Here is a 5375-nt window from a genome sequence, read left to right on the forward strand (position 1 = left end):
TGATTATGCCCGTGCAGGCGGAAAGCTTTGGGGATGGCCTGCGCATTTGTGCGGAGATTTACCATAACCTGAAAAAAATACTGGAGGAAAAGAATTTGTCCACGGGCGTAGGAGACGAGGGCGGCTTTGCACCTGATCTGCCGGATGCGTTCAGTGTGCTTTCCCTCTTGGTGGAGGCCATAAAAGCGGCGGGATACACACCTGGACAGGATATCAAGATTGCCATGGATGCGGCCAGCAGCGAGCTTTATCACGAAAAAACGGGGATGTATCATTTTCCTGGAGAAAGCCGTCTGAAGGGACAGGAGATTGTCAGGGACACAGGGGAGATGATTTCTTATTATGAGGAGCTTACGGCGCAGTTTCCTATTATATCCATAGAGGATGGGCTTGCGGAGGATGACTGGGACGGCTGGCAGGAGCTCACAAAAAGGCTGGGAGATAAAATCCAGCTGGTAGGAGACGATTTGTTTGTTACCAACACCAAGCGGCTGGACGCCGGAATCAAACTGAATGTGGCAAATGCCATTTTGGTGAAGGTAAATCAGATTGGAACCCTGACAGAGGCATTTGAGGCAGTGGAGATGGCTCATAAAAACGGATATAAAGCAGTGATATCTCATCGGTCAGGTGAGACAGAGGATACCACCATTGCGGATATTGCGGTGGCTCTGAATACAGGGCAGATCAAAACCGGAGCGCCCTGCAGGAGCGACAGAGTGGCAAAATATAACCGTCTGCTGCGTATTGAGGAGGAACTTGGATGCGCTGCCCAGTATATGGAGCCCTTTCGGAAGATATAAAATGTAAATTTCACAAAAATTTTACAAAACCATATTTTTTGTGAAAAAGATACAAAAAAGTTATTTTCAATTTGGCACGCCAGGCAATGAGAGTGGCGCGCCAAATTGAATTTTTATACATAAAATTTATACGACGTAAATAATTTGCTGAAAAATGTAGAATTAAATAGTGGATTAATGTTAATCATTGAATTGTGAGCATTTTTATTCATAAAAGAGATGCGGCGAGACGGACAAAAGTTTGCAGACTGCGGACAAAAAGATTTGCATAATTGTATGCACCCTGCCCCATTATGCACTAAAAAACCCCATTCCTGCTAGATTTTTCTTTATTGACAGAAGGAATAAATTATTGTAAGATACAAAAAGTCGGACGATGATGATCGGCTTTTTTGAGGCACATCATCGTTTTTTCGCTTTAAAGCGCATTGTTTTGGGCTGCAATGCCTGGAAGTGTACGAAGAAAAATCGAAGGAGTGAGAAGATGTACCGATACGTCATCAAGCGGGTGCTGCTCGCCATTGTTACTGTTTTTATTATTTCAGCACTGACCTTTTTTGTGATGAACGCCATTCCCGGAGGCCCCTTTAATTCGGAGAAGGCGCCCAGCAAGGAGGTGCAGGCTGTTTTGGAGGCGCGTTATAATCTGGACAAGCCCGTTTGGGAGCAGTTTATTATTTATCTGAATAATTTCTTTCATGGTGATTTAGGAGTTTCCCTGAAAACAGGAAGAAGCATTTCCACAGTCATCGGAGAGTCCTTTCCCATATCCGCCAAGCTGGGCGGCATGGCCATTGTGCTTGCCACTGTTGTGGGGCTGGTGCTGGGAAGCATTGCGGCGCTGAAGCGCAACACAATTATTGATCGTTTGATTGTATTTTTCACCACATTGGCTACGGCAGTGCCAAGCTTTGTGCTGGCTACCCTGCTTCTTTATGTATTCTGTCTGTATCTTGGCTGGTTTCCTGTGTATGATGCAAATCAAACCCATTATTTACTGCCAGTGATTGCTCTTGCGCTGTATCCTATGGCTTATATTACGCGTCTTACAAAGACCAGCATGCTGGATGCTCTGGGACAGGATTATGTGAGAACGGCAAACGCAAAGGGCGTTGCCGGCTGGAAGGTGATTTTCAAGCATGCCCTGAGAAATGCAGTGATTCCGGTGATTACCTATGTGGGTCCCATGACCGCATACATTCTGACGGGCAGCCTGGTTGTTGAAAATATTTTTACCCTGGGAGGCCTGGGCAGCAAGTTTGTCTCTGCCATCACCAACCGAGACTATACCATGATTATGGGAACCACCATATTTCTGGCTGCGATTATGGTGACCATGAACCTGATTACAGACCTTGTGTATAAGGTGATAGACCCGAGAATCAAACTGGATTAAAGGAGGACGTTACGTGGAACAGCAGACAGAGAAGATGCCGAATAAAAATTTATTCAGCACACAGATCAATCTGGCCAAATTTGAAAAGGCTACCGAAGAAGAAAAACGCCAGCAGGATGTGATGAGCGAGTCCACTACCTTTTTTAAGGATGGCATGAGAAAGCTGATGAAAAACCCCCTGGCGGTTATGAGCCTTATTTTTCTTATATTTATCTTGCTTGTGATTACTTTTGCACCAATGGTGGTGCCTTACAGCTATTCTCAAATCAACACGGTGAACGGTATGAGGGACAAAACCGCCAAGAATCTTGCTCCGTTTGAATATTCCGAAATGGAACAGGAGTATATGGCTGAGGGAGGAAAGGTGTTTCCTCACATTATGGGTACGGATGCTCAGTGCCGGGATTACTTTATGCGTATTGTGTATGGCACCAGAGTCTCCCTTGCAGTGGGACTGTTTGCCAGCATTCTGGTGCTGATCATCGGTCTGCTTTACGGCAGTATCTCAGGGTATCTGGGAGGAAAAGTGGACTTGATTATGATGCGTATTGTGGACATTATTTATTCGCTGCCGGATATGCTGATCATTATCCTATTGTCTGTGGTTTTGGATGAGGTTTTGTCCAGCGTCATTCAAGGCACCGTTTTTGCAAGGCTGGGCGTGAACATGATTGCCCTGTTTATTGTATACGGCCTGCTCTACTGGGTAGGCATGGCCAGACTGGTGAGAGGACAGATTCTTACCATCAAGAACAATGAGTATGTTCTGGCGGCAAAGGCTTCCGGCGCAAAAAGCGGAAGAATTATCAGAAAGCATATTATACCCAACTGTATCAGTGTGATCTTCATTTCCACTGCGCTGCAGGTGCCGTCTGCAATTTTTACGGAGAGCTATTTAAGCTTCTTGGGATTGGGTGTAAGCGCCCCTATGCCTTCTCTGGGAAGTCTGGCCAATGAGGCCAGAGAGGGTCTGCAGAGCTATCCGTGGAAGCTTTGGCTGCCGGCCATTGTAATCTGCCTGATCGTACTTTCCTTCAACCTGCTGGGTGACGGACTGCGCGACGCCTTTGATCCGAAGCTGAAAAAATAGGACCTGGAAACGTAGGATTGGAAAGGAAGAGGAACAATGAGTGAAGAATATATTTTACAGGTGAAGGAACTGCATACATCCTTTTTTACCGACTCCGGGGAAGTAAAGGCCGTAAACGGCGTTACCTTTAATCTTGCGCCGGGGAAAATCCTGGGAATTGTGGGGGAGTCCGGCTCTGGTAAAAGTGTAACTGCTTATTCCATCATGGGGATATTGGCTGACACCGGCAGAATCACCCAGGGAGAAGTGCTCTATAAGGGGCAGGATGTGACAAAGTTTACCAAAAAGCAAATGCGGGGCTTTCGGGGAAAATGCTGTAGTATTATTTTCCAGGACCCCATGACCAGCCTGAACCCTGTTTTTACCATCGGAAACCAGCTGATAGAAGCTATCTGTCTGCACACCGATAAGGACAAGAAGCAGGCTAAGGAGCGGGCTGTGGAGATGCTGGAGCTGGTGGGAGTAAATGAGCCGGAAAAGAGAATCAAACAGTATCCCCACGAGCTTTCCGGCGGTATGCGCCAGCGTGTTATGATTGCTATGGCCCTGGCCAGCGAGCCGGATATTTTGATTGCGGATGAGCCGACCACTGCTTTGGACGTTACCATTCAGGCTCAGATTCTTGAGCTGATGCAGGAGCTGCAGAAAAAGCTGGGGATGGCCATTATCATGGTAACCCATGATCTGGGCGTGATTGCGGATATGTGTGATGAAATCATTGTGATGTATGGCGGACGGGTCTGCGAGAGGGGCACGGCTGAGGATATTTTTTACCGCCCCAGTCATGAGTATACCAAGGGACTTTTGCGTTCTATTCCCAAGGCGGACGGCAGCAAGGAGAGGCTGGTGCCCATTGCGGGAACCCCTATCAATCTGCTGAATATGCCAAAGGGCTGTGCTTTCTGTGCCAGATGTGATGAGGCCATGAAAATCTGTCTTGAGGAGATTCCTCCCCAGGTACAGGTGCCGGACGGGCACTTTGCTTCCTGCTGGCTTACCTATAAGAAGATGATGGAGACACAAAAAGCGGGAGGTGCTGCAAATGAGTAAGGAATATTTGATCGAGGTAGAGGATTTAAAGCAGTACTTTCCCATTAAGACAGGATTGTTTCAGACTACACCCCTAAAGGCGGTGGATGGCGTTTCCTTTTATATTAAACCGGGAGAAACCCTGGGGCTGGTGGGAGAGTCCGGCTGCGGCAAGACCACGGTGGGCAGAAGCATTCTGCGGCTGTATGAGCCTACCGCAGGCACGATAAAATTTGAGGGAGAGGAAATCACAGCAAAGAATATGCGGGAACACCGCAAAAATATGCAGATGGTGTTCCAGGACCCTTATTCTTCTTTAAATCCCCGTATGACGGTGGAGGACATCATCGGAGAGCCTTTGGATGTGCATAAGCTCTATAGCAATAAGAAGGAACGCCGGGAGAAGATTTTGAATCTTATGGAGCTGGTTGGCTTAAATGCAGAGCATGCCACCCGTTACGCCCATGAGTTTTCCGGCGGACAAAGACAGCGTATCGGTATCGCCAGAGCTCTTGCGGTAAATCCCAAGTTTATTGTCTGCGACGAGGCTGTGAGCGCCCTGGACGTATCCATTCAGGCGCAGGTCATCAATATGTTTGAGGACCTTCAGGAGAAGCTGGGTGTTGCCTATCTGTTTATCGCCCATGACCTATTGGTTGTGCGTCATATCTCTAACAGGATTGCCGTGATGTATCTTGGCAAGGTGGTGGAGATCGGGGATGCGGATGAGGTGTATGACCATCCCATTCATCCCTATACAGAGTCTCTTTTGAGCGCGGTGCCTATTCCCGATCCTATCATTGCAAGAAAGAACAAGAGGATTGTGCTGACAGGGGATGTGCCGAGCCCCATGCACATGCCTACAGGCTGTCCCTTCCGTACCCGCTGCCGCTATGCTACCGAGCAGTGCGCCGAGGTGTGTCCTGCTTTGGAGGACAAGGGAAATGGGCATATGGCTGCATGCCATAATCGATAACTTTTCTTGTGCTAATACCAAATGGAAACATTTGATATTATATTTTAAATCCAAACGGAAAAGAAATAAGGAGGATTTTTA

General features: G+C 47.4%; 5 protein-coding genes. All 5 read left to right on the forward strand.

From position 1 onward, the window contains the following. Positions 1-803 (forward strand): phosphopyruvate hydratase (gene eno, locus AC1WIP_RS10650; protein ID WP_481141808.1); only part of this gene is annotated, 803 nt, incomplete at its 5' end. A 484-nt stretch (positions 804-1287) separates the two neighbouring features. After that, the gene (locus AC1WIP_RS10655; RefSeq protein ID WP_481141809.1) at positions 1288-2199 is read left to right on the forward strand and encodes an ABC transporter permease; all 912 of its coding nucleotides are present in this window, start codon (positions 1288-1290) and stop codon (positions 2197-2199) included. Positions 2200-2233: 34 nt separating this feature from the next. Next, positions 2234-3289 (forward strand): ABC transporter permease, encoded by a 1056-nt coding sequence (locus AC1WIP_RS10660; protein ID WP_481141812.1) that lies wholly within the window; start codon positions 2234-2236, stop codon positions 3287-3289. Positions 3290-3325: 36 nt separating this feature from the next. After that, positions 3326-4339, forward strand: a complete 1014-nt coding sequence (locus AC1WIP_RS10665; protein ID WP_481141810.1) for an ABC transporter ATP-binding protein — start codon at positions 3326-3328, stop codon at positions 4337-4339. Then, the gene (locus AC1WIP_RS10670; protein ID WP_481141811.1) at positions 4332-5294 is read left to right on the forward strand and encodes an ABC transporter ATP-binding protein; all 963 of its coding nucleotides are present in this window, start codon (positions 4332-4334) and stop codon (positions 5292-5294) included. The genes AC1WIP_RS10665 and AC1WIP_RS10670 overlap by 8 nt, the downstream gene beginning before the upstream one ends. Positions 5295-5375: the final 81 nt, after the last annotated feature.

The organism is Acetatifactor sp. (assembly GCF_982438285.1).

What these genes read in the sequence shown, in the direction of transcription:
- AC1WIP_RS10670 (WP_481141811.1), top strand. Translation starts at nt 4,332, where the DNA reads ATGAGTAAGGAATATTTGATCGAGGTAGAGGATTTAAAGCAGTACTTT.
- AC1WIP_RS10655 (WP_481141809.1), top strand. Translation starts at nt 1,288, where the DNA reads ATGTACCGATACGTCATCAAGCGGGTGCTGCTCGCCATTGTTACTGTT.
- AC1WIP_RS10665 (WP_481141810.1), top strand. Translation starts at nt 3,326, where the DNA reads ATGAGTGAAGAATATATTTTACAGGTGAAGGAACTGCATACATCCTTT.
- AC1WIP_RS10660 (WP_481141812.1), top strand. Translation starts at nt 2,234, where the DNA reads ATGCCGAATAAAAATTTATTCAGCACACAGATCAATCTGGCCAAATTT.